The sequence below is a fragment of the Heyndrickxia shackletonii genome, assembly GCF_001420715.1.
GTDB lineage: Bacteria > Bacillota > Bacilli > Bacillales > Bacillaceae_C > Margalitia > Margalitia shackletonii.
The window spans coordinates 377,274-401,167 of sequence record NZ_LJJC01000015.1 but is presented as its reverse complement, the minus strand read 5'-3'; the positions used below and the strand labels follow the sequence as shown (position 1 = coordinate 401,167).

Annotated in this window: 21 protein-coding genes and 1 riboswitch; of the genes, 13 read left to right on the top strand and 8 right to left on the bottom strand. The window is 38.1% G+C overall.

Going from position 1 to position 23,894, the window contains the following annotated elements; genetic code table 11:
• Positions 1 to 19: 19 nt before the first annotated feature.
• The 12 genes from AN964_RS23730 to floT all read left to right on the top strand — a co-directional run bounded on the left by AN964_RS23730 (position 20) and on the right by floT (position 13,239).
• Positions 20 to 403 (top strand): Na-translocating system protein MpsC family protein, encoded by a 384-nt coding sequence (locus AN964_RS23730; protein ID WP_055742255.1) that lies wholly within the window; start codon positions 20 to 22, stop codon positions 401 to 403.
• A gap of 468 nt (positions 404 to 871) precedes the next feature.
• Positions 872 to 2,401, top strand: a complete 1,530-nt coding sequence (locus tag AN964_RS23725) for an NADH dehydrogenase subunit 5 (RefSeq protein ID WP_055742254.1) — start codon at positions 872 to 874, stop codon at positions 2,399 to 2,401.
• On the top strand, positions 2,401 to 5,019 hold the full coding sequence (locus AN964_RS23720) for a DUF2309 domain-containing protein (RefSeq protein ID WP_055742510.1): 2,619 nt from the start codon (positions 2,401 to 2,403) through the stop codon (positions 5,017 to 5,019). The genes AN964_RS23725 and AN964_RS23720 overlap by 1 nt, the downstream gene beginning before the upstream one ends.
• 144 nt (positions 5,020 to 5,163) lie before the next feature.
• Positions 5,164 to 5,817: a class I SAM-dependent DNA methyltransferase gene (locus AN964_RS23715; RefSeq protein ID WP_055742509.1), complete on the top strand. Its 654-nt coding sequence runs from the start codon at positions 5,164 to 5,166 to the stop codon at positions 5,815 to 5,817.
• Positions 5,814 to 6,284, top strand: coding sequence for an S-ribosylhomocysteine lyase (locus AN964_RS23710; RefSeq protein WP_055742253.1), 471 nt, complete (start codon positions 5,814 to 5,816; stop codon positions 6,282 to 6,284). Before AN964_RS23715 ends, AN964_RS23710 begins: the two co-directional genes overlap by 4 nt.
• 16 nt (positions 6,285 to 6,300) lie before the next feature.
• The gene (locus tag AN964_RS23705) at positions 6,301 to 7,218 is read left to right on the top strand and encodes a PLP-dependent cysteine synthase family protein (protein ID WP_055742252.1); all 918 of its coding nucleotides are present in this window, start codon (positions 6,301 to 6,303) and stop codon (positions 7,216 to 7,218) included.
• Between the two features lie 171 nt (positions 7,219 to 7,389).
• The gene (locus AN964_RS23700) at positions 7,390 to 8,526 is read left to right on the top strand and encodes a bifunctional cystathionine gamma-lyase/homocysteine desulfhydrase (protein ID WP_055742251.1); all 1,137 of its coding nucleotides are present in this window, start codon (positions 7,390 to 7,392) and stop codon (positions 8,524 to 8,526) included.
• Between the two features lie 70 nt (positions 8,527 to 8,596).
• Positions 8,597 to 8,644, top strand: a riboswitch (PreQ1 riboswitch).
• A 118-nt stretch (positions 8,645 to 8,762) separates the two neighbouring features.
• Positions 8,763 to 9,263 (top strand): preQ(1) synthase, encoded by a 501-nt coding sequence (gene queF / locus AN964_RS23695; protein WP_055742250.1) that lies wholly within the window; start codon positions 8,763 to 8,765, stop codon positions 9,261 to 9,263.
• A 1-nt stretch (position 9,264) separates the two neighbouring features.
• Entirely contained in the window at positions 9,265 to 9,906 is a 642-nt protein-coding gene (locus tag AN964_RS23690; protein WP_055742249.1) for a queuosine precursor transporter, read from the top strand.
• A 307-nt stretch (positions 9,907 to 10,213) separates the two neighbouring features.
• The gene (locus tag AN964_RS23685) at positions 10,214 to 10,924 is read left to right on the top strand and encodes a DapH/DapD/GlmU-related protein (protein ID WP_055742248.1); all 711 of its coding nucleotides are present in this window, start codon (positions 10,214 to 10,216) and stop codon (positions 10,922 to 10,924) included.
• A gap of 209 nt (positions 10,925 to 11,133) precedes the next feature.
• The gene (locus AN964_RS23680) at positions 11,134 to 11,676 is read left to right on the top strand and encodes an NfeD family membrane protein (RefSeq protein WP_055742247.1); all 543 of its coding nucleotides are present in this window, start codon (positions 11,134 to 11,136) and stop codon (positions 11,674 to 11,676) included.
• Positions 11,677 to 11,694: 18 nt separating this feature from the next.
• Entirely contained in the window at positions 11,695 to 13,239 is a 1,545-nt protein-coding gene (gene floT / locus AN964_RS23675; RefSeq protein ID WP_055742246.1) for a flotillin lipid rafts scaffold protein FloT, read from the top strand.
• Positions 13,240 to 13,272: 33 nt separating this feature from the next.
• Here floT and AN964_RS23670 read toward each other — a convergent pair whose 3' ends face one another.
• The 5 genes from AN964_RS23670 to AN964_RS23645 all read right to left on the bottom strand — a co-directional run bounded on the left by AN964_RS23670 (position 13,273) and on the right by AN964_RS23645 (position 18,315).
• On the bottom strand, positions 13,273 to 13,500 hold the full coding sequence (locus AN964_RS23670) for a hypothetical protein (RefSeq protein ID WP_055742245.1): 228 nt from the start codon (positions 13,498 to 13,500) through the stop codon (positions 13,273 to 13,275).
• A 226-nt stretch (positions 13,501 to 13,726) separates the two neighbouring features.
• A complete protein-coding gene (mreBH, locus tag AN964_RS23665) occupies positions 13,727 to 14,734 on the bottom strand; it encodes a rod-share determining protein MreBH (protein WP_055742244.1) in 1,008 nt (335 codons plus the stop codon).
• A gap of 795 nt (positions 14,735 to 15,529) precedes the next feature.
• On the bottom strand, positions 15,530 to 16,369 hold the full coding sequence (locus AN964_RS23655) for a TIGR03943 family putative permease subunit (RefSeq protein ID WP_055742242.1): 840 nt from the start codon (positions 16,367 to 16,369) through the stop codon (positions 15,530 to 15,532).
• Between the two features lie 31 nt (positions 16,370 to 16,400).
• Entirely contained in the window at positions 16,401 to 17,288 is an 888-nt protein-coding gene (locus AN964_RS23650) for a permease (RefSeq protein WP_055742241.1), read from the bottom strand.
• 514 nt (positions 17,289 to 17,802) lie between these two features.
• Positions 17,803 to 18,315 carry an acyl-CoA thioesterase gene (locus AN964_RS23645; RefSeq protein WP_055742240.1) on the bottom strand — a complete coding sequence of 171 codons (513 nt, stop codon included), beginning with the start codon at positions 18,313 to 18,315 and terminating at the stop codon, positions 17,803 to 17,805.
• A gap of 325 nt (positions 18,316 to 18,640) precedes the next feature.
• Here AN964_RS23645 and hutH point away from each other — a divergent pair, with 325 nt between their 5' ends.
• Complete coding sequence (gene hutH, locus AN964_RS23640) at positions 18,641 to 20,161, top strand: histidine ammonia-lyase (protein ID WP_055742239.1); 1,521 nt, start codon at positions 18,641 to 18,643, stop codon at positions 20,159 to 20,161.
• 101 nt (positions 20,162 to 20,262) lie between these two features.
• On the opposite strand, the gene AN964_RS23635 is transcribed toward hutH, so the two are convergent.
• From AN964_RS23635 to AN964_RS23625, 3 genes are all read right to left on the bottom strand, one after another.
• Complete coding sequence (locus AN964_RS23635; RefSeq protein ID WP_055742508.1) at positions 20,263 to 21,042, bottom strand: TraR/DksA C4-type zinc finger protein; 780 nt, start codon at positions 21,040 to 21,042, stop codon at positions 20,263 to 20,265.
• Positions 21,043 to 21,210: 168 nt separating this feature from the next.
• The gene (locus tag AN964_RS23630; protein WP_055742238.1) at positions 21,211 to 22,479 is read right to left on the bottom strand and encodes an MDR family MFS transporter; all 1,269 of its coding nucleotides are present in this window, start codon (positions 22,477 to 22,479) and stop codon (positions 21,211 to 21,213) included.
• 158 nt (positions 22,480 to 22,637) lie between these two features.
• Positions 22,638 to 23,873, bottom strand: a complete 1,236-nt coding sequence (locus AN964_RS23625; RefSeq protein ID WP_055742237.1) for an aminopeptidase — start codon at positions 23,871 to 23,873, stop codon at positions 22,638 to 22,640.
• Between the last annotated feature and the right edge of the window lie 21 nt (positions 23,874 to 23,894).

Genomic DNA, 23,894 nt, shown 5'->3' with positions numbered 1-23,894 from the left:
ACAAGGAGGATATATAATATTGAAAGTTTCGAAAGGTTTTATTGAATCGGAAATAAGTAAGGCCATAACACAATGGGAAAAGGACTATCTTGGAAGAGGCTCTTTATCTGTTAAAACAGATATATTAAGGGATATGATCATTGTCAATTTACAAGGAATTTTAACTCCAGCAGAATATACTGTTTGTGAAACCAAAGATGGAATGTTGACTATAAAAAAAACACGATCTGAGTTAGTTGAATCTGGGATAGAGAATCTTAAGGAAATTATATTGACGATTACTGGGGAGGAAGTAAAGGGATTCCATACCGATATAAGCTCTCGTACTGGAGAACGACTGATGGTTTTCAAATTATTTAATGATCTTGAGAAAAAGATAAACAGCAATAATGGGCAGGATTAAGTCTAAATTGTTGACAAATGTGTGCAGTATGGAATATCCTAAAGTTAACTAAATATGGCGTTTTTAATCTTAATTATAACTTGAGCATTCATTTCAATATTTATATATTGACTGGATGAAAAAGTTTTTATTGTGACGTAAAAATCGGTACAGTCTATAATCTGATTGATAAGATGGAGATATACTGTTTTTTCATTCGAACGCATACATGTTGATAATAATTGGTAGCATTTCAAAAAACTTTATGGTTAGTTGAATTGAAACCGACAATTTACAAAATTCCAATGATTTTAATCATTCTTGGAATTTTGAAGTTGTCGGTTTTTTTATTTAAATGCGAGAAATGAATTTACAGATTAGTCATTGTCTAGCTTCTGCGTTTTTCTTTATAAGTATTATCTGGAATATATATCAACCTTTTTAAAAGGAATTATATAAGTAAGCGCCATTTAGATGGAGGACCGTTATATGTTATTTTCCCTTAGTTTGTCATCATTATTAAATATATTTTATTGTGTACTGGTGATTTCCGGTCTAAGTGGTCTGTTGTTTTTATATCCACGGATACCATTGCGTTACGTTAATATCCATATTGGAATTGTGTCTTTACCCCCATTGGTTGCTTTATTTGCTCTTATTAATACGAAGGCAAAAGGAATTTTTGGTCCTTGGCACCTAGACTCTATAGCGTGGTTATTGGCATTCTTTGTTCTTTTTCTTGGATTAATCATTCAACGTTTTTCCGTACGTTACTTAATGGGGGATCACTCTTATCGGAAATATTTTATTCTTTTTACATTCACTACCGGCGCAGCCTCGCTTGCATGGTTAAGTGATGATTTACGCTTAATGGCCATTTGTTGGGGAGTTACTCTTATTGGACTTATCTCACTTATACGGTTGAACCGTGGATGGAAAGTGGCTCATGAAGCAGCAACCATATCTGGTCGTTTATTTGCATTAAGTTGGATTGCTATTGTATTAGCAATTATTTGGCTTTCCCATGTTACAGGACAATGGCAGCTATCGTCAGCTTTAAAGGACGGGAGTTTAGCCCACCTTGATTCTTGGGAGAAAACAGGGATTAATCTGTTGCTCATACTAGGGGTAATGATTCCAGCAGCACAATGGCCGTTCCAACGGTGGTTGTTAGAGTCTGTTGTTGCTCCGACTCCTGTTTCGGCGATTATGCACGCTGGTTTAGTAAATGCAGGTGGTATTGTTCTAACTAGATTTTCACCGATATTTAATGGTGATATAGCGCAAATAATCTTACTAATTCTGGCAAGTATTTCGGTATTGATTGGAACTGGAATCAGTTTAGTCCAGGTGGACTATAAACGACAGTTAGTAGGATCAACCATTGCACAAATGGGATTTATGCTGATTCAGTGCGCATTAGGTGCCTATTCAGCAGCTATTTTTCACCTTGTATTTCATGGTTTGTTCAAAGCTACGCTATTTTTACAGGCAGGTTCGTTAGTGCCGCGTTTGGAAAAATCAACACATGGTCGGAAAAACATATCCTATTCATGGACCGTGGTTGGGTATATTTTAGCTATCCTTGTTGGTGCTTCTTTTTGGCTTAAGGACATGGGAAATGGATATCAATTGATAAGTGCGCTAATTATAGGGTGGTCTTTATCTGTTTCCTGGAAACAATTAGTAGCTTTTGGAGAGGGAAGCATTGATCGAATTGCTGGATTGTTATTTTTGGGTGGATTTACTATTTTGTACCTTATCATTCATAACTACCTCTATGGTTGGTTGCCTGTAAATGTTTATCATGGAAATCAACTTTCCATGGCTATACTTATCTTTATCATCTGTTTCTTGTTTGTTTGCAGTATTATAGGCAGGTGGGTTGTTCAGCATCGCTCTTCTGTTTACTTCACAGTAATTTATCTTTGGTTGGTACGTTTAGGTGAGGCACAACCAAAAGCAGTGGAAAGTCATCCAAACTACCTTAAGTTTTTATCTCAGGGAGGTAATAAATGATGAGTGTAACATCTGTCATAAATAAAGATGATGTAAAACAGAAAGACGATAATATAGATTTTCAAGAAAGTGACATTCGTGTTTTAGTTGAATCAGCCAGTCGAGTTATTGCACCACTTTGGCCGATTTCTACGTTTGCAGCACGCAGTCCATGGATGGGACTCGAAAAACTTTCTTTTGAACAGGTAGCACGGTGGCTAAAGAATACACGGGATGTTGATATATATCCTAGTGCTTCTATGATCCAATCTGCGAAAAGGAAAGGTGAGATTGATGAGGCTTTTGTAGAAATGGCACTGCAGCGTTGGCTAGATTCTCATTCTTTTCACATATCTCGGCAGGTAGCAGAACGATATTGTCGTGCAGCATTAACATTAGATAAGTTACCCTCTGAGCTTCTCTCATCATCTGAGCTGGAAAAATTGGATGCGGATCTAAAGGAATGGAATACAGAGAGTTCCGAAAAGGCTTTTTTGCAACCATTAAGTATGAATGTAAAACAACAGAGTGGAGAAAAACTGGCAGATATTCTTGATTATTACATGATCAAGTGGTGTAAGTTATATCTTGATGAATCCCAGGCAACTTGGACAATGCCGAATCGTGAGGACGGGTTCTATCCAGCATGGCGACAGCTTATTCCGTATGATCCTGCCATCAGTAAAAGTCTGCGCAAAAGTCTAAAGGATTGGCCAAAAGATGCAAATACTGCTTTAGAAGTAGCGCTGTCCGCGCTAGAAATCCCAAAACAAGAGATTCAACATTATCTTGAAGGTCATTTACTTTCGTTACCTGGCTGGGCAGGAATGCTAATGTGGCGTTCACAACAATCAAGTCAGGAACATGCACTCTTAATAGAATATTTAGCTATCCGAATCTCAATGGAGTGGGCTCTCCTACAACCTTATGTACCTTTGTCCAATCAACAATCAAAGAAAAAGGTTTCGAATGTTTCCCTTATAGCATCTTGGATTCACTGGGGACAGCTTTCTATAGATGAATGGTCACAGATGTCTTTAAAGGATCAGGACGAATATTTAACATTTGCCTATCAGTTTGATGATATGGTTCGTAGGAAAATATGGCTTGAGGCATGGGAACAAACATACAAAGATCAATTAAGTGAGAAGATCCTCTCAACCCATGCTAATCATAAAAAAACTGCATTAGCTCAGCTCGCATTCTGTATAGATGTTCGTTCAGAACGTTTTCGTCGCCATCTTGAAAAAGAAGGTCCGTTTGAAACAATTGGAATTGCTGGCTTTTTTGGGTTACCGATCGCAACTAGTGAACTTGGCAGTAAACATAGCCATCCTTCCCTGCCGGTCATATCTAAGCCGGAACATGCCATAAAAGAGTTGCAAGATGCAAATGAACTCAATCGATACCAACAACGTAAGAATGCGGTAAATTCATTAGGTCATACATTCAAAACAATGAAGCATCATTTACTTGCAAACTTGATTTTACCCGAGGTAAGTGGACCCTTGCTTAGTTTGCAAATGGTAACACGAAGTTTTGTTCCACGAACAGCAGATCGATTTATACGGAACCTCCGTGAAAATTGGGTACGGAAACCCGAAACAAAACTCTCCATTAACCATGTTCATGAAAAAGAAGCGGGGTTACCTGTTGGATTTACGGAAGAAGAAAAGGTAAAATATGCACGTCATGCTCTGAAACTGATGGGATTAACAAACAACCTTTCACCATTAGTTGTTTTTTGCGGGCACGGTAGTCAAAGTATCAATAATCCGTATGCATCCTCTCTTGATTGTGGTGCCTGTGGTGGCGCATCAAGCGGATTCAATGCAAGGGTATTGGCAGAGTTATGCAACCTTCCGGAAGTCCGAGCAGCTCTTTTAGAAGAAGGAATGGAAATCCCTGAAGATACGGTTTTCGTAGCAGCTGAGCATAACACGGCGGTGGAGGAATTGCATTGGATTTATGTACCGGAACTTACAACATCCGCTCAAGTTGCGTTTGATCGATTGGAAGCTATTTTAACGAAAGTAAGCGACAATGCAAATGCGGAACGTTTAACACAATTACCTAATTTCCATTCAAAACATAAAAATCCAACAGATGAGGCACATCGATTTGCTCAGGATTGGAGTGAGATACGTCCGGAATGGGGATTAGCTCGTAATGCCGCTTTAATTATCGGAAAACGTGAACTTACTCAGAACGCTGAATTAGAAGGCAGAGCCTTCCTTCATAATTATGATTGGAAGGAAGATGAAAATGGTGATCTGTTAGCTGGTATTATTGCCGGGGCTGGTACAGTTGCTCAATGGATTAATCTGCAATATTACGCTTCTACCGTAGCTCCTCACTATTACGGCAGTGGAAATAAAACAACCCAAACAATTACAGCTGGTCTCGGCGTCATGCAAGGGAATGCAAGCGATTTGTTAGCCGGATTACCTTGGCAATCCGTCATGCAATCAGATAATGAGTATTTTCATTCTCCGCTTCGTTTGCTGATCGTTATTCAAGCACCTACGGAATATATAAAACGGTTATTAAATAATAACACCGCATTTCAAGAAAAAGTTCAAAATGGATGGGTTAGACTTGCCAGTGTTGATCCAAAAGGTCTGTGGGAAAATTGGTAAAGACTAATTAACTTAGATAACTCAAAAACACCCTGATAATGGTATTGGGGTGTTTTTATTTTGCCAATTATTCAAGATTGCTCTTTTGAGAAAATCATGCTAAAGTTAATTCTGAGTTATTTTATAGGAAATGAGGGAATTGAGATGGGTAGAGAGTTCAATGAGCTTTTTGATGAATGGTCCCATTCTTATGATGAAACTGTTACCGGACATGACCCTGAATATGAAGAAGTTTTTATAGATTATGACAAGATACTTTCAACTGTAGCCGAAAAATCCACAGGTACCGTACTTGAATTTGGAGTAGGTACTGGGAATTTAACAGCAAGGTTAAATAATAAAGGATTAAATGTTTTTGGAATTGAACCATCTGAAGGGATGAGGGCAATTGCAAAACAAAAATTAAAAAACATTACTATTTTAGATGGGGATTTCTTAGAGTTTCCGCAAATAGATGCTAAAATCGATACCATTGTCAGCACCTATGCGTTCCATCATTTAACAGATGAAGAAAAAGATAAGGCAATTCGAAAATATAGTAATTTATTAAATGAAGGCGGCCGCATTCTTTTTGCGGATACCGTTTTCCCGACAGAGGAAGCCAAACAAGAAAAAATCCGGGAATCTTTAAAAAGGAATTTTCATAGACTTGCAGAAGATTTACAGCGGGAATATTATACAACCATTCCTGTTTTGCAACATATATTTGATAAATACGGATTTGAAGTTTCATTTACACGATTAAATCCATTTGTTTGGTTAATGGATGCCAAAAAAGAGAGGAGAAATGATTCATGACAACACAAAAGAAAATGAATGTAGAAAGCTTTAATTTAGATCATACAAAGGTAAAAGCACCATTTGTACGGTTGGCTGGAGTGAAAGAAGGTGTGAACGGTGATGTTATTCATAAATATGACATCCGTTTCTGCCAACCAAATAAAGAACATATGGAAATGCCTGCATTACATTCCTTAGAGCATATGATGGCAGAATTTAGCCGCAATCATACAGATAAAATTGTGGATATCAGCCCTATGGGGTGCCAAACAGGCTTTTATTTATCCGTAATCAATCATGATGATTACGAAGCAGTTCTGGAAATACTTGAAAAAACGTTAAATGATGTTCTAACAGCAACTGAAGTACCTGCATGTAATGAAGTACAGTGCGGATGGGCTGCTAGCCATAGCTTAGAAGGTGCACAAGAGATTGCTAGAAAAATGCTGTCTAAGAGAAACGAATGGAAAGAAATCTTTGCATAAAAAAGAGGTTTTAAAGATGAAATACGCGCGAAATGTGCATGAATTAATAGGCAATACACCATTGGTGGAGATTACAAACTTTACATTGCCAGAGGGTGTACGTTTATTTGCGAAACTTGAATATTTTAATCCTGGTGGTAGTGTAAAGGATCGTTTAGGGCAGTATTTGTTGAAAATAGCCTTTGCGGAAGGAAAGCTGAAAAAAGGCGGAACCATTATTGAGCCGACAGCCGGAAACACGGGAATTGGTCTAGCACTTGCGGCTATTCAATTTGGTGTTCAAGCTATATTTGTGGTACCGGAAAAATTCAGCCTTGAGAAACAAACATTAATGAGGGCGCTTGGGGCAAAAGTCGTAAATACTCCAACTGAACTGGGGATGGAAGGTGCGATTGCCAAAGCGAAGGAATTATTAGAAACGATTCCGGGTGCGTTTTATCCAGGTCAGTTCCAAAACTATGCTAATCCGGATACGTATTATGCAAGTCTTGGACCTGAAATTTATGAAGCACTTGATGGGAATGTTCATATTTTTGTTGCTGGAGCTGGCTCCGGTGGGACATTTATGGGGACCTCTAGATATTTGAAAGAAAAACTCCCAAATGTGAAGACGGTTATAGTAGAGCCTGAAGGGTCGATTTTAAATGGCGGCGAGTCGGGATCGCATCGAACAGAGGGAATTGGGATGGAATTTCTGCCGCCTTTTATGGACCGGAATTATTTTGATGCAATCCATACCATTCCGGATGAAGCGGCATTCACTCGTTTGGCTGAATTGGCAAAACTAGAGGGTCTTTTAGTAGGCAGCTCTTCGGGAGCAGCGTTGGAAGCGTGTCTTCGTGAGGCAGCAATAGCAAAACCTGGAACAAATATAGTAACCATTTTTCCGGATAGCAGCGAACGTTACATTAGTAGCAAAATATATGAAGGCTGATTTCGTATAAATTGTTGTTTTTCGTAAATGTTATAAAATCTTAAACTTATCTCCGGGGCAACTTTTCTTAAAAAGAGTATTCATTCTTAACCCAAATAAGGATTTCTATAAGGTTTTCGTTTACAAAAGCAACATAGTTTAAGAAAGAAGCCTTAGAAAGTAGGAATGAACATGAGGAAAAAAACGAAATTTATTCATGGTGGAATTAGTCGTGATCCTTATACTGGCGCTGTTTCCACACCAATTTATCAAGTAAGTACGTATAAACAAGATGGTGTTGGTAATTTTATATATGAATATTCAAGAACGGGAAACCCTACGCGTGAATCATTGGAAAAGCTAATTGCAGATATTGAAGGCGGTAAGCGGGGATTTGCATTTGGTTCAGGTATGGCAGCCATCACGGCAGTTATCCAATTATTTTCTGCAGGGGACCATATTATTGCGACGGATGATGTGTACGGCGGAACATTCCGTGTTATGACCAAGGTTCTAAACCGCTTTAATCTCGAAGTAACATTCGTTGACACCAGCGATTTAGACACAGTGAAAAATGCGGTAAAACCAAATACAAAAGCGATTTATGTAGAAACCCCAACAAATCCGCTTTTAAAAATTACCGATATTCAGGCTGTAAGTGAAATCGCCAAAGAAAATAACCTTAAACTGATTGTTGACAATACCTTCAGTACTCCGTATTGGCAAAATCCGCTTGAACTTGGAGCAGATATTGTCCTTCACAGTGCAACAAAATATCTTGGCGGTCATAGCGATGTAGTAGCAGGTCTTGTAGTTGTGAATGATGACAAGTTAGCCGAAGATGTTCATTTTATTCAAAATTCAACAGGTGGTATTTTAGGTCCGCAAGATAGCTGGCTATTAATTCGTGGAATTAAGACATTAGGCGTTCGTATGGAAGAGATTGAAGAAAATACGAAAAAGGTTGTTAATTTTCTTCAAGATAATAAACATGTTCAAAAAGTTTATTATCCCGGCTTAGCTAATCATCCGGGCCACGATATCCACAGCAAACAAGCAGATGGTTTTGGAGGGATGATCTCCTTTACAGTGGAATCAGAAGCAAAAGCACTGGATGTATTGAAGAAGGTAAAATACTTTACACTTGCAGAAAGCTTAGGTGCAGTGGAGAGCTTAATTTCTATTCCAGCTTTAATGACACATGCCTCCATTCCAAAAGAACGCCGTCATGAGCTAGGAATAGAGGATGGACTTATCCGCATTTCCGTTGGGATAGAGGATATTGAGGATCTTCTTGAAGATCTTGAGAATGCATTACAAGATGAATAATAAAATTTCTAGTTGACGGACTGTAAAGAATTTAATATTCTATTTATGTTCAATTAAATACCCGAACATGACGGGAGAGGTTCATAGCACAAAACCCTCTATAAAAAACTATGGATACATGACAATTATAGCCATGTCCATAATGGGCATGGCTTTTCTTTTATCCATTTTAATATGTTTGCTATGGAAAATTCCCTCTCTAAAATGTCAAGGTACATCTTAAGGAGGCTTTTTTTATGTCAGGAAGAAAACAGGAAGAAGGGTTAAAGGATTTAACCTTGTTAGGGAATCAAGGTACCAAGTACAAATTTGAGTATTCTCCCGAAATTTTAGAATCCGTAGATAATTTACATTCGAATCGGGATTATTTTGTAAAGTTTAACTGTCCGGAGTTCACATCACTATGTCCCATTACAAGCCAGCCAGACTATGCAACCATGTATATCAGCTACATACCAGATAAAAAGATTGTCGAGAGTAAATCTCTGAAGCTTTATCTATTTAGTTTTAGAAATCATGGAGATTTCCACGAGGATTGTGTGAACATTATTATGAATGATCTTATTAAACTTTTAGATCCGCGTTATATTGAGGTATGGGGGAAATTTACGCCTCGTGGCGGTATTTCTATTGATCCTTATTGCAATTATGGTAGACCGGGAACGAAGTATGAGGAAATGGCCAATTTCCGCTTAATGAATCATGATTTATATCCAGAGAAAGTGGATAACCGATAAGATGTTATTATATTTAAATGGATTATTTGTCGGTTTATTAATTCTGGCAAATATTGTAGCGGTGAAGCTGTTTAGCATTGGCCACCTGGCAGTTTTACCTGCAGCAGTTGTCATCTATATTTTTACCTATCCGATTGTGGATGTCATTGTTGAGGTGTATGGAAAGGAAACAGGGAGAAAAACGGTTCAAGCTGGCCTAATCACACAAGTACTTGCTTTAATCTTTATTTTTATTACAATTCAATTGCCGGCTGCCCCCGTTTTCGGACATCAATCAGAGTTTAAAACCATTTTAGGCGGGAGCTTCAGAGTGATTGTAGCAAGCCTAGCATCGTATGCAGTCAGTCAAAACTTAGATGTTTTTGTTTTTAACAAATTGAAGAAAAAGCATGGTACGAAGAAGCTATGGCTAAGGAACAATGCTTCAACTATGTTAAGTCAGCTAGTGGATACAACTATTTTTATAGCGATTGCATTCATGGGAACAATGCCATTAGCTGTACTCGTAACACTTATTTTTACACAATATGTATTTAAATTCCTTGCTTCCATTGTGGCAACACCAATTGTTTATTTATTGGTGAGTGTGACTCGGAAGCAAGAATCAAAAAATAATGCTCAAGGAAGCTCTGCAGTATCTTAAGTATGGGGATTTCCCTAAATGAACAATCTTAAGCGGACAGAGAATCCGTTATTTTTATAAAATGACCTTAATTTAAGAGTCTAGCGGACACAGGGTACGTTATTTATGAAAAAACACATAGAAATCACTGTTTTTATGCTAAATAACGGATCCTATGTCCGCAAACATTAGAAATACCCCCTTTTTGTCACAGATAACGGATCTGGTGTCCGTACTAAACCACCCAAATATTTCATTATGAATATTTTCTCTTCACAGCGAATACCCATGTATTGATACAATTATACAAGATGGGGAGGGACTTCATATGCAATACTATCAAGGCTACCCATACTATCCTTATCCTCCTGCAATGAGACAGCAACAACCTGTAGGTGGTGAGGATCTTAAGTTTAAACAAACAGGAGTCTATCCACAAAGGCAAATTCTCTCTTTTAATCCTCCAATTGAAGAAAATCCAAATGCAGAATATCCAAAGATTAGTGTTAACGCTGTGGTGGGACCAAATTCGTATATATTCGGAGATGTCCGAGTTGAAGATGATTGTTTTATTGGCTGGAACAATTTGATTCGTGCTGATTCTTCAACGCCTTACTTTATTGGTAAAAAAACAAATATTCAAGATTTTGTCGTTATACATTGTCATCCAAACCAGCACGTAGATGTGAAAGGGAAAAAATATGGTGTGTATATTGGGGATGAGGTGAGTATTTTGCATCATGCCCAGCCGCATGGTCCACTGTATATAGGGAGAAATACCTTCATCGGGGAAGGGGTATCCATTTACGGTGCGACGATTGGAAAGAACTGCGTGATTATGCATGGGGCAACGGTAACAAATGATGTCAAAATATCAGATGGACGTTTCATAGAACCAGGTAAAGCAGTATGGAAACAGGAACAAGCAGACGCATTGCCACCTGTGCCGGAAAAATTTAAAGGACTAAATCAGGAGATTGTTGACCATTATTATCGATTGGGCAAATCGTATCGAAAAAATACACCATTTTTTATATAGACTGCCTAGCCATTAGGCAGAATTTTTTATGGAAGAAGGGAAAAAATGTGTCCCTTGTACTACCGAGATAAATTTAGAGGTAATGGTTAAAAATTTTAAAAATAATATGAAACCAAAGTTCTGGATGCCCCGTAAATATTAGTAGGAAAATAGAGAAAGGAGAAAGACATAAAAATGATGTAAAAGTTCAATCTGAAGGAATGATGAGAATGACGATATTCGGAACACCAATCGAGACCATTTACTTAGTTTTATTAATTGTATCAGGTGTCTTAACCATTCTTTATATTTTTTTCGGTGACGTGCTGCATGGTTTAGGAGAAGGGCTAAACTTTTTACACCCGACTTTAGTGCTATCATTCATCACATTTTTTTCCGCAAGCGGATATATATTAGAGCTTGCAACTTCTATTTCAAGTGCACTTATAATTGCCATATCTGCCATTATCGCACTCGTCTTGGACACATTACTAAACATGTTTGTGCTCATTCCACTATCCTCAGCGGAAGAATCCCTTGCTTACACGGAGGATTCTTTAAAAGGGAGAATCGGAAAGACGATTATTTCCATCCCTGAAGATGGATTTGGCGAAGTTGTGATTGAAAGCAAAAGTGGAACGATTGCCAAACCAGCCGCCAGCGTAAAAAATGCTCCAATAGAAGAAGGCACTCAGGTCCTGGTGATTGAAGTGAAAAATGGTGTACTATATGTAGTTTCATATGAAAATAATCAATTGCATTATGAAGAATAAGAGATAGGGGGAGAAGGTATGTTTGAATCAGGTATGATCGGAATTTGGATTGTTATTGCCATTGTTGTATTCTTATTAATTGCTTTAATTGGTGTATTTATTTCCAAGTATCGCACTGCGAGTCCAGATGAGGCATTAATTGTTACAGGAAGCTATCTTGGCGGAAAAAATGTCCATGTGGATGAAGCAGGAAATAAAATTAAAATTATTCGCGGCGGCGGTACTTTCGTGCTACCCGTTTTCCAACAGTCACAGCCACTAAGCTTATTATCCAGTAAATTAGAGGTTACTACACCTGAAGTGTATACAGAACAAGGTGTGCCGGTCATGGCTGATGGAACAGCGATTATTAAAATTGGAGGCTCCATTGGGGAAATTGCTACTGCAGCAGAACAATTTTTAGGAAAAACAAAACAGGATCGCGAAAACGAAGCGAAGGAAGTACTGGAGGGACATCTCCGTTCCATCCTTGGATCGATGACTGTAGAAGAAATTTATAAAAATAGAGATAAATTCTCTCAAGAGGTTCAACGAGTTGCTTCCCAGGATTTAGCGAAAATGGGGTTAGTAATAGTATCCTTTACCATTAAAGAAGTAAGAGATAAAAATGGATACTTGGAATCTCTAGGTAAACCGCGAATTGCCCAAGTAAAGAGGGATGCAGATATTGCAACAGCCGAAGCGGAAAAAGAAACAAGAATTAAGCGTGCAGAAGCTGCAAAAGACGCACAAAAAGCGGAATTAGAAAGATCGACGGAAATTGCGGAAGCAGAAAAAATGAATCAATTAAAAATTGCAGAGTTCCGCCGTGAACAGGATATTGCAAGAGCGCGAGCAGACCAAGCATATGATTTGGAAACAGCACGTTCCAAACAAGAAGTAACGGAACAGGAAATGCAAATTAAAATCATTGAACGTCAAAAGCAAATTGAACTTGAGGAGAAAGAAATCTTACGTCGTGAGCGTCAATATGATTCGGAAGTGAAGAAAAAAGCGGATGCAGACCGCTATGCTGTTGAGCAGGCTGCAGTGGCTGATAAGGCACGACAAATGGCAGAAGCAGATGCGAACAAATATCGAATTGAATCCATGGCAAAGGCGGAAGCAGAAAAAGTCCGTATCGATGGTTTGGCACATGCAGAAGCCCAAAGAGCACAAGGGGAAACGGAAGCCGAAATCATTCGTTTAAAGGGTCTTGCCGAAGCGGAAGCAAAGAGAAAGATCGCAGAAGCTTTCGAACAATTTGGTCAGGCAGCTGTTATGGACATGATTTTAAAAATGCTTCCTGAATATGCAAAACAAGTTGCTAGCCCGCTTAGCAATATTGATAAGATTACTGTTGTGGATACTGGAGGCGGCAGCGGTGAAGGCGGAGCCAATAAAGTAACTGGCTATGCCACAAGCTTAATGTCAAGCCTGCAAGAATCGCTGAAAGCATCTTCAGGTATCGATGTGAAAGAGCTGCTAGAAAACTTATCCGGAAAATATAATGTTCGTGGAAGTATTGAACATTTGACAGACACCATTTCAGATTCGAATAAAGGAAAAGCAGTAGAACAATAAGTAAAAAGGGAGCGCTTGTGCTGCTCCCTTTTGTCATGCCTGTTGCTCGTATATTTTTAGATACATCCAAAAATAATATCGAAACTCATCAAATAACAAGCGATCATAGCCTTGGAAATCAAAGGTATCAAAGAAGTTTTCCAATGTATACCGGTCAACATGATCCAACAGACCGGAAATTTCGATAGCTGTTTTCATGTTTTTGTAATAACGCTGATATCCATACACATCAAAAGTATCCTCAATTTCATGACTTAACATGTGGTTCACCTGACTTAAGATTATATAGATATCAGTTTTCTCTAACGTACGAAAAATAATTCATTCATATCAAAGAAATCTAGATAACGCTCAGTCAACAGCCCGGAACTGCAGGGGAATGGCCCGAAAATGACATCGAATAGTTCCAAATAGTGCTAAACACCTACAAAAACTTATCTGCTAACACTAAAAAAAGAGCTATCATTAGCTCTTTTTTTAATGTCCTTTATTTCGCCATAGGCTGTAAACGATTAATAAATTTCAATGATTTCCCGGTACCAATTACAACAGATTCCAACGGATTTGATGCTAAATGTACCGGTACAATGATACTTTTAGACAGCCAATCCTGCATACCATTTAGTAGTGCGCCGCCACCTGTTAATATAACCCCACGGTCCACAATATCCCCGCTCAATTCTGCAGGGCAATTTTCTAGTGTCGCACGAATGGATTCTAAAATTTTCAATAAAGATTCTCGCATGGAGTTTTGAATTTCTGTTGATTTTAATGTAACTGTTTTTGGTAATCCGGATACTAGGTCACGTCCGCGAACTTCCATGGAAATTTCATCGTGATCAACTAACGCGTACCCAATTTCCATTTTAATTTGTTCTGCGGTGCGCTCCCCAATTAAGAGATTATAAGTTTTTCTAACATGTTGAATAATATCCTCGTCCATTTTATCGCCGCCGACGCGAATCGTGTTGCTTGTTACAACCCCGCCATAGGAAATGATAGCAACCTCGGTTGTTCCGCCGCCAATGTCCACAATTACATTCGCTACAGGCTCATCTACCGGCAAGTCTGCCCCAATGGCTGCTGCAACAGGCTCTTCAATTAAATGAACATTCTTGGCACCGCTATTTTTTACTGCATCCTGGATTGCTCTTCTTTCTACGGAAGTTGCACCTGAAGGAGTACATACAATTACGTTTGGCTTTCTGACAGACATTCCAAGCTGTTTTCCGATTTTTTTCATAATATGTCTAAGCATCTCTGTAGTGATGTCGAAATCAGCAATTACCCCATCTTTTAAAGGTCGGATAGCTGCAATTTTTTCAGGTGTCTTTCCGATCATACTTTTAGCCTCTAGTCCAACGGCCACGATTTTTTTCGTTTCCGTATTAATGGCAACGACAGATGGCTCATTTAAAATAACACCTTTACTTTTACTAAAAACAAGGGTATTTGCAGTACCTAAATCAATTCCAATATCAGCGTTTGAGAACATAACCTAATATCACCTTTTCCTTTTAAAAATATAATGTGCATGATTGCTTTCTAGTTAACTATAAAATTTAGACCCGTGGATAACCCTTTAAAAATATTGTCTACGTTTAGTGCAACAGCTTCGGTTAGCCGATTTCTACGGGCATCAGGTGAAAATGGAAGTGCCAATTTCACTAGCTTGTGAGCTACCTCAGTACGGTTTCCGTTGGTCCTGCCTGCTACTTCGAAGCTGAGGAGCTTACGCATTTGTTTTAAAGTCATTGTAGAACAGTGACGAAAGTCTTCGATTTTTGTCATTACATATAATTCTTAGATTAGTATAGATGATTTATGAGGGTAATGCGGCATACAATTTATGCCATGAAATAAATATTACAAATATGAATATGGTGAAAAGAGTTCTTCAGCGCCGTAACCAAAAAGGATTGGGCTATAAGAGAGGATCTCTTTGAGCTTTTGCGTGTCATCTAATCTTAAATGTTTTGTAAAAATGTAATAGGGTATACATGATAGTTGTATACCCTATATTTAAAATATATTAAGTTCTGCTAGAATTTAATCCACTTTTTTGTCCAGTATCAGAGCTTATCGACTAGCCGAATTTTCGGAGGCTCTTTTCTATGATAAGCGGGCATCAGGTAAGGTTACATTTCAAATTTTACTCGGTGAAATCTAAAGTGCCAATTTCACTAGCTCCTGAACTACCTCCCTATGTCAAAGCCCCTCTAATTGAAATTTGCACTTCAATTTCAAGAGTCCGTAGGTCGATGAGCAATTCACCTTCCCTTTTTCTAATTTAATAGTTCCGGTAAACATATTGGTCTTTCGGAACTGGAATTTGCTTCACCTTTTCCACTTTTAACACTGGAATAGTCTTTTTAAATGGCTGATAGTATTCGGAGGTTAATGTTCCAGTAACTTGCAGCCAATCATCATTATGATAGTGAACACCCTTAGGGAATTCAACCAGCATACCGAATACACCGGAGTCAGCTACACAATGGATGATACCGAATCGGAAAATAAACAATTGATTTGCTGCTAGATTTTTTTCATTATAAGCAAATCCTCGGAAACTAACGGTCTTACCCATGAAATCTCCAGGGAATCGATAGATGGTCTCCATTCCTTGCAGCCAATTCTCATCACTTAATGCGACATTGTTGCCTAATTTGCTGAACTTTTTCTTGGATTTCCCCATCAATTCATCATAGCCGTCTGTACCATAATAAACGCTCGAGTCAGGCTGTAGAAACTCATGGATTGCAGATGTGTCTTTGTCATTATACACATTAAAGTTAAATCCCTTTGCTTTTACAATATTGGAGTCAAGCGTTGCCACCGGTAAACACAATACCGAAAAGATTGGAAATATGAGAACCGGCAGCATCACATAATCCTTCCAGGTTTTCTTATGATGATGATGGTGGTCACATCCACAATCACAGCCATCTTCTGTTTCTTTATCGCCTTTAATATAAAAATATAACTGGACAATAGTTAGGAAAAAGAGCACAAAGATGGTGATAAAAGAAATATAAGAGTATTTCATATTAATGTATTTACTAATGGACCCGGTCGCATGCAAATGTAAAAAGAGAAAAGAGAAACCAAGTAAAATAAAAAATCTTATCATGCTTCACATTTTCCTTTCTAAAAAGTAATCACTATGAAATTTGTGCAATAAACATCGATCCTAAAAATACGAATAACGCAACGTATACAAATAAGTAAAAAATAAACTTAGGCTTAAATGCTTGGAACATCATTAATGTATTCTTAATATCAAACATTGCTCCAAAGACAAGGAACGCAACGATCGAGCTGAGCGAGAATGTACTTTGGAAGGATGACGCAACAAAAGCATCTGCTTCTGAACAAATCGATAACACATATCCAAGACCCATCATCACAAGATGAGAAGAAAATGGTCCATGTCCAATTGCTGTTAAGGTGGATGTTTTTACATAGGTTTGCATAGCAGCTGCGATCAGAGCACCTACTATTAAAAATTTCCCAACAGAGAAGAATTCATCAATTGTATGCTGAATGGTTCCCTTTATTTTCCCCTTCAAACCATTTCCATGGTGATGATGATGATCATGGGAAGCGGATTCTCTTAGCTGTGATGTTTTAAATTGATAGGAAATAATAAATCCCACAATCACCGAAACAACAAAGGAAAGTCCGGCGCGGTAAAGCACCATTCTCCAGCTGTTTCCAAAAGCAATATAAGTTGAGAACAATACGATTGGATTGATGATTGGCCCAGTTAACATGAAGCTGATAGCAGCATGGAGCGGAACCCCTTTTGCCATCAAACGTCTAGATATCGGAACAATTCCACATTCACAGGCTGGGAAGAGTGCCCCCATCACTGTTGCAACTAGAACTGCCAAGAAGCGATTTTTCGGCAAAATCTTGGATATCATTTCTTCTGTAACAAACATTTGAATGATTCCCGAAACCAAAACACCCAATAACACAAATGGCAATGATTCTATTAGAATACTGATAAAAATCGTATTCATTTGTAAAAAGGATTGACTCGTCATTACTTTGTCTCCTTTTCTAGAATTATAAAACTAAATTAGTTTGTTATTATATAACTTATTTAATAGATCTAGCAATTCGTTGTTCGGTTCAGCGCCTATCGACTAGCGGATTTCCGAGTCTCCTAGCGGCATAAGGACATCAAGTAGAATTTGAAGTGCCATTTCCCTAGCCTATGAACTGCCTCGCTGTATTTCCTGAATCCTGTGTCGAAGCCGTCTATTACGTACGTTGATAAGTAAGGCGCATCCACTTTTCTCATAAAATGCTATCCTGTATTATAGACCACATTGAATCCTTTGCCAAACGAAATACCTAAAATAAGGAAATGGAAGTTACTTGATTAAATAGCAGATATACTCATAAAAAAATAAAACACTCCACACGAAAAATGTGGGGTGTTATTCTTTAGCGTTTAATGGATTACTTTTTTAAAAAATGGTTTAACGGATTTTTCTGCGGGTAAGGCATTAGCTCGTAATGTTTCCGTTGGTTGCGATGCGTACCAATAGTTTCTTATTTACCTTTTGTGAAATAACGTGCTAAATCTTCACTTTCTTTTTTTCTTACTTTCCGGTGTTCTGCTCTCTTGATAGCTGTTTCATTCAACCATTTTTCCTCGTCTGTTTCAGGGATAACGGCCGGTATTCTAGTAGGTTTTCCATTTTCATCTAGGGCAACAAAGGTTAAAAACGAAAGAGCTGCAATGGACTTTGTCCTTGTTAAAAGATCTTCCGATGTAATTTTTATAAAAATCTCCATAGAACTTCTGCCTGTCCAAGAAACCATCGCTTCAATATCGACAACATCTCCAACACGAATAGGCTTAATAAAATCGACAGAATCCGTAGAGGCAGTCACAACTGGGCCTCTTGCTAATTTTGTCGCAGCAATGGCTGCAGTCTCATCAATATATGCCATTAATTTACCGCCAAATAAAGTTCCATGATGATTCGTATCCGGAGGAAACACTTGTCTTGATTGAACCGTTAATGTCTCCCGCATAGCCATTGTTTGTTGTTCATTCATTTTACGTCACTCCAATAGTTTAATTAACCTTTAGTATGTGCAAAGGAAGATACATTATTTAGAATCTCCCCTTTCCTATACTAACACAGTAATATAATATCTTGTTAAAATATGGAACATTTTTAATTGACAAACTACTTAGCGAAATCGTATTCTGTTATTAGGAAATGATAATTTTTATCATGAAAAGGTGAGTACGTATGAGAATACACTTCCGTTTAAAAAAAGAAGTAATAAAAGGCTTGATCACAAACTAACAAATTGTGATCAAGCCTTTTTTCTTTAGCGTGCTACTATATCAAACATAAAGAGGAGATGCAATAAAATGGAACTTACAGGAAATACATTAACACTTAAATCAGTCAATGAGGTTTTATACAATAATGAATTTGTGAGTGTCTCCAGTGAGAGCATGGAACGAGTACAAAAAAGCCATGAAGCAGTAAAGAAAATTGTTGAGGAAAAAAGAGTGGTATATGGAATCACAACAGGTTTTGGAAAATTCAGCGACGTATACATTGATTCAGAGAATGTGGAAGAGCTTCAACTAAACTTAATCCACTCCCATGCGTGCGGTGTTGGTGAACCTTTTCCAGAGGTTGTCTCTAGAGCGATGCTTTTATTACGGGCAAATGCCTTAGTAAAAGGCTTCTCCGGAGTACGCCCAGTAGTTATCAACCGTCTATTAGATTTACTGAATGCACATATTCATCCTGTTATTCCTCAGCAAGGTTCATTAGGAGCGAGTGGAGATTTAGCACCGCTTTCCCATTTAGCGTTAACTTTAATGGGAGAAGGGGAGGTTTATTATAAGGGAGAACGCACAAATACATGGACAGCATTAGAAAAAGAAGGTATTCTCCCGATTACCCTACAAGCAAAAGAAGGATTAGCGTTAATAAATGGGACCCAAGCAATGACAGCGATGGGAGTGGTAGCATTTTTAGAAGCGGAAAAATTAGCAAAACAAAGTGAGCTGATTGCTTCTGTTACCATCGAGGCATTACAAGGGATCATCGATGCATTTGATGAAGATGTTCATGTAGCCCGCGGTTATTATCAACAAGTAGATGTGGCTAGAAGAATTCGTGAATATTTAGCGGATAGCCAGCTTACAACAAGACAAGGGGAGATTAGGGTTCAAGATGCCTATTCTTTACGCTGTATCCCGCAAGTTCATGGAGCTTCATGGCAAGCGTTAGATTACGTAAGAGAGAAGCTTGAAATTGAAATGAATGCAGCTACCGATAATCCGCTTATCTTTAATGATGGGGAAAAGGTTATTTCAGGCGGAAACTTCCATGGGCAGCCGATTGCTCTTGCCATGGACTTTATGAAAATTGCCATCGCAGAATTGGCTAATATATCGGAAAGACGTATTGAAAGATTGGTAAATCCGCAATTAAATGATTTGCCTGGGTTCTTGAGTCCTGAACCTGGTTTGCAATCTGGAGCGATGATTATGCAATACGCAGCTGCATCATTAGTTTCTGAGAACAAAACACTTGCACATCCTGCCAGTGTTGATTCCATCCCTTCATCAGCAAATCAGGAAGATCATGTAAGTATGGGAACGATTGCTGCAAGACATGCTTATCAAATTCTGCAAAATACAAGAAGGGTATTGGCAATTGAAATGATCTGCGCGATGCAAGGGGCTGAATACCGCGGTGTTGAAAAAATGGCACATGCTACTAAAGGCTTTTATGATAAAGGACGCAAAATTGTCCCAAGTATAATAAAGGATCGTATCTTCTCTAAAGATATTGAAGCGATGTCAGCTTGGTTAAAAGAATCGGATGAATCCTCCTTGGTTGATACAAGACAAGGTTCTAAAGTGCAATAATGTAAAAACAGGTGCCGTATAGGGCACCTGTTTTGAATTAGTTTGGGATACGAAATCCGTACGCCGATGAGCAAGGCGCTTGCGCTTTTCTTATTGAATCTTTAATGTCGCGGATCACTATCGTCATTTTCATCCTCGACATACGGATCATGCTCATACCTTGGCAAATCTCCAAATGTCGTCATGATATTTTCCTCTTCCAGCACATCATTGTATTTCTCATACTGTTCATTCCGATAAATATATCGATAATTTCCTTCTATATCGGTTCCGACAAAGTTTTCGTAGTCTTCCACGTATCCAACATTTTCATCCGAATCAATATACATTTCATTATAGTGATCCGGTGGGTTCACAAAATCGGACGGTGATTCCGAGGTTCCCCATTTCGCAACATCCTGCCACGAATCTTCTGCATCATAAGCTTCTGACTCATCAAGGCTGTCATCAAAATTAAATTTTCCCCATGGAGGCATAAGGACGCCTTCTTCTATTGGACGATTAGTCGAAACTGTCTTATCTGGTGTATGGTCAATACAATAGAGTGTCTGTGGGATGGCTTCCAATCGTTCTAATGGGATTTCTTTTCCACAAACTATACATTTGCCATAGGTGCCATTTTGAATGGCATCAAGGGCACGCTCTATATTTTTTAATTCGTACTCACTATGTTCATTTAGGGCAATATCTTTTTCACGCTCATATAATTCTGTTCCTTCATCACCTGGATGATTATCATAGCTGGATAATTCGCCTACTGCATCATGAGGGTGACCATCCTCTAAGCCATAATTATCATTTAGTTGAAACTGATGTTCAAGTTCTTCTTTTGCCTTTTGTAGTTCAGATTGGAAGTGAGATAACTGTTGTGAAGTAAGAATAACAATCACTTCTTTCCTTTAAATTCTTCATCTGACTGTATTATTTAACAAAACAAAAGAAAACATGACTGTCAAAAAGTTCATATAAGAAATACGCTAGCCGATGCTGAAGCTAGACCGAGAATACACCTGTTCAATAATTTTTATAATATAAAAAAGGAAAGCATTTTAAATTTGCTTTCCTCTTTGCATCTCAAATTTCCGAAATACAACTAAATAAATTCCAGCTGCAACAATAGCTAATAATGCTAATACAATAAACGTACTATAATATCCTATCCAAGAAGCAAGCGGAATCGAGATTGGAGCAATCGTTCGCCCGATGGTATAACGCAAGCTTGCTGCTGCAAAATATTGACCGCGCATTTCTTCAGGCGCTAATTTCGAGATAAACGTTTGCTGGATACCGGCAACCATTAGTTCGGCAAACGAGAAAATGGCCATGGCAATGATGAATCCCCAGACAAACGGAAATTGTCCGAAGAAATAAATGGATATAGCATAGGCAAAGCACGATAAGATAAATACATTTTTTTCCTTATACACATTCATCCACCTTGTTACAAATACAGTCAAAAGTGCCACAAGCAATCCATTTTCAGACAGGATCAGTCCAAATGTTTGCTCTCCAGTTATAGATATATGCATAGACCCAAAGTGGAACAGGGTTGCCAGCTTAACCGTTTCTTTTGTAAAAACAGGTAAAAGAAGATCCAATTGCATAAAGGTCTGCGAGATTAGAATACCAGCAATAATAAACAGTAAAAAAATACGATCCTTTACAATGATGCTGTAAGAATGCAGCTGAGAAAGAAGGACTTGATACCAATTTTTCTCTTTATTGCTTTGTTCACTTATCTTGACCGGTGAAGTTTCGCGAGTATATTTTAATAAAAGCAATCCTAAAAAAATACAAACTGCTCCTGCAATAACAAGCAGCTCGAATCGGTAATTATTAAAAAAGATACCACCCAATATCGGACCAATTACGACTGAAATATTGGTAGATGTATAAAAAATCGCAAAAACATCACTGCGGTCTTTTTCCTTCACAACATCCGCAACCATTGCCTGACTTGCCGGATAATAAAAAGACCCAAAAACACTTGCAACAGTAAAACAAATAAAGCCGATACTAGCGGATTCAAACCAAGGGGAGTTAGAAAATCCAAAGATTAAAAAGGCAACCCCTTGTCCAATGGAAGAAAGAACCATCATTTTCTTTCTTCCAAAACGGTCTGCATAATAGCCGCCAAGTAAATTCGCTATCACCGAAAATATTTGTGAAATAATTAAGAGCCATCCTGCAGTGTTTTTTCCAAAGTTTTCCGTAAAATAAATCGTCAAAAACGGAAAGAACATCCAGAAGGTTAGATTCATCATGGATTCTCCGATAAGACGAATTTTCAAGTTTTGATCCCAATCACGTATTCTCATAGCTGTTACCTCTAAAATAATCTGTTAAGACAATATCATAAACGAAACAATATTGGAAAACAATAGAAAGGTATCAAAATTTACTATTGTCGGAATAGTGGAAAAGATAAACGAAAAACTTCTACTGAAATTCAGTAGAAGTATAAGACATACCTTGATTAAAATGCCCAATCCCCATTGCGGAAAATAGGTTCTGCTGTTCCATCCTCTTTAATGCCATCGATATTCATTTGGGCGGAGCCTACCATGAAATCGACGTGAGTAATACTTTGATTCAAGCCATGTTTTTCAAGCTCTTCTTTGGACATTTTCTTACCGCCTTCAATACAGAACGCATATGCACTTCCAATTGCAAAGTGATTAGAAGCATTTTCGTCAAATAATGTATTGAAGAAAAGAATATTGGATTGTGAAATTGGCGAATTATGAGGAACTAGGGCCATTTCACCTAAATAATGAGAGCCTTCATCTGTTTCCACTAATTGCTTTAAGATTTCTTCGCCTTCTTTTGCTTTTACATCGACAATGCGGCCTTTTTCAAAGGTAATCGTAAATTCGTCGATAATATTGCCACCGTAGCTTAAAGGCTTTGTACTTGAAACATATCCATCTACCGCATCTTTTTGAGGAACTGTAAATACTTCTTCTGTGGGCATATTTGCCATAAATTCGTTGCCTTGTTCATTGATGCTTCCGGCACCAACCCATAAGTGTCCATCTGGAAGACCAATTGTTAAGTCAGTACCAGGTGCAGTATAGTGAAGCTTTTTATATCTTTTTTCGTTTAAGTAATCCACTTTTTTATGAAGAGTTTTATCATGTTCCTTCCATGCTTGTACAGGATCCTCTGTATCTACGCGGGTAGCTTTGAAAATAGCATCCCAAAGCAATTGTACACTTTCTTCTACAGTTGGAGCTTGTGGAAATACCTTCGCAGCCCATGCTTTTGATGGTGCAGCAATAACCGTCCAGCTCACCTTATCAGATTGTGTATATTGACGGTATTTTTCAAGCGCTTGTCCGGCTGCTTTCTGGAAATTCGCAATACGTGCCGGTTCGACCCCTTTTAACAAATCAGGACTAGCAGAAACAATACCCATAAATGCAGCCCCATTTTCCGCTAATTCTATTGTTTCCTTCGCCCGCCATTTTGGATATTCAGTGAAAGCTTCATCCGGTGCTAAATCATATTTAATACGGGAAACAGTATCGTCACTCCAATTAACGACTACATTTTTTGCGCCAACTTCATAAGCTTTTTTTACAACTAGGCGCACAAATTCTGCCGCTTCAATGGAAGTATTAACGACTAGAGTTTGTCCCTTTTGGACATTCACACCAACCTTAACCGCTAATTCTGCATATTTCTCAAGATATTCTTGAAATTTATTCATATATGTATTCTCCTTTTTCCT

Bases quoted from the DNA above. Each gene is read 5' to 3' on its own strand.
- AN964_RS23725 (WP_055742254.1), top strand. From the start codon at position 872: ATGTTATTTTCCCTTAGTTTGTCATCATTATTAAATATATTTTATTGT.
- AN964_RS23720 (WP_055742510.1), top strand. From the start codon at position 2,401: ATGAGTGTAACATCTGTCATAAATAAAGATGATGTAAAACAGAAAGAC.
- AN964_RS23715 (WP_055742509.1), top strand. From the start codon at position 5,164: ATGGGTAGAGAGTTCAATGAGCTTTTTGATGAATGGTCCCATTCTTAT.
- AN964_RS23710 (WP_055742253.1), top strand. From the start codon at position 5,814: ATGACAACACAAAAGAAAATGAATGTAGAAAGCTTTAATTTAGATCAT.
- AN964_RS23705 (WP_055742252.1), top strand. From the start codon at position 6,301: ATGAAATACGCGCGAAATGTGCATGAATTAATAGGCAATACACCATTG.
- AN964_RS23700 (WP_055742251.1), top strand. From the start codon at position 7,390: ATGAGGAAAAAAACGAAATTTATTCATGGTGGAATTAGTCGTGATCCT.
- queF (WP_055742250.1), top strand. From the start codon at position 8,763: ATGTCAGGAAGAAAACAGGAAGAAGGGTTAAAGGATTTAACCTTGTTA.
- AN964_RS23690 (WP_055742249.1), top strand. From the start codon at position 9,265: ATGTTATTATATTTAAATGGATTATTTGTCGGTTTATTAATTCTGGCA.
- AN964_RS23685 (WP_055742248.1), top strand. From the start codon at position 10,214: ATGCAATACTATCAAGGCTACCCATACTATCCTTATCCTCCTGCAATG.
- AN964_RS23680 (WP_055742247.1), top strand. From the start codon at position 11,134: ATGACGATATTCGGAACACCAATCGAGACCATTTACTTAGTTTTATTA.
- floT (WP_055742246.1), top strand. From the start codon at position 11,695: ATGTTTGAATCAGGTATGATCGGAATTTGGATTGTTATTGCCATTGTT.
- AN964_RS23670 (WP_055742245.1), bottom strand. From the start codon at position 13,500: ATGTTAAGTCATGAAATTGAGGATACTTTTGATGTGTATGGATATCAG.
- mreBH (WP_055742244.1), bottom strand. From the start codon at position 14,734: ATGTTCTCAAACGCTGATATTGGAATTGATTTAGGTACTGCAAATACC.
- AN964_RS23655 (WP_055742242.1), bottom strand. From the start codon at position 16,369: ATGATAAGATTTTTTATTTTACTTGGTTTCTCTTTTCTCTTTTTACAT.
- AN964_RS23650 (WP_055742241.1), bottom strand. From the start codon at position 17,288: ATGACGAGTCAATCCTTTTTACAAATGAATACGATTTTTATCAGTATT.
- AN964_RS23645 (WP_055742240.1), bottom strand. From the start codon at position 18,315: ATGAATGAACAACAAACAATGGCTATGCGGGAGACATTAACGGTTCAA.
- hutH (WP_055742239.1), top strand. From the start codon at position 18,641: ATGGAACTTACAGGAAATACATTAACACTTAAATCAGTCAATGAGGTT.
- AN964_RS23630 (WP_055742238.1), bottom strand. From the start codon at position 22,479: ATGAGAATACGTGATTGGGATCAAAACTTGAAAATTCGTCTTATCGGA.
- AN964_RS23625 (WP_055742237.1), bottom strand. From the start codon at position 23,873: ATGAATAAATTTCAAGAATATCTTGAGAAATATGCAGAATTAGCGGTT.